At 66.6% G+C, this 683-nt stretch carries 1 pseudogene; it reads right to left on the bottom strand.

The window, feature by feature from the left end:
* Nucleotides 1–683 (bottom strand): annotated as a pseudogene (locus JAO81_RS41945) (protein phosphatase); the annotation flags it as partial.

Below are 683 nucleotides of genomic sequence, written 5' to 3' on the forward strand. Positions count from 1 at the left end.
CGGGCAGGGGCGGGATGTCGATGTTGCCGACGCCCTTCAACCCGGCCATCACATCACCGAGCTTCGACAAGCCTGCGCCGCCGGCCTTGGTGATGTAGGTCATCGGGTCGATGGCCTTGCCCGCCTTCGACAACGCCGACAGCGTCTTGGCGACCGCACCGGCCTTCCCGGCGCCCGCGACTCCGGCTCCGGCGCCGCCGGTGAAGACGGTGGTGACCACGTTGAACGTGACCGCTCCGGCGGCCCGGGCCGGGTTCTTGCCCCACTCATCCCACGCCACCAGCGCCTTACCGGTCTCCTTCACCGCGGTGCGCGAATCCCGCAGCCAAGAAGGCAACTTGTCGTCGGGGGCCATCAGATACGCGGTGCCCACGACCGGCACGGACATGATCAGCAGGCCGGTGGCGAGCTGCGCCAGTCCCTTCCAGGCCTGGCCCATGGCATCGAGGCCTTGGAAACCGACCAGGGTGCCCAGGCCCTTGATGGTGCCCCAGATCCCGTCGACGATCAGGCCGTCCCAGACGAACGACTTCACCCAGTGCCCGACCTCATACCAGTGGTGCGACTCCTCTTCCGGAGTACCCCACGGCACTTTCGCGTTCTTCAGGTCGTCGGCGCTGTAGCCGTACATGTTGTCTTTGTTGGACCCGTCGTTCGCCACGAACTGGGTCCCACCGAACAGT

Origin of the sequence: Streptomyces sp. N35 (assembly GCF_016464295.1) — a bacterium.
In the GTDB taxonomy this organism is placed as follows: domain Bacteria; phylum Actinomycetota; class Actinomycetes; order Streptomycetales; family Streptomycetaceae; genus Streptomyces.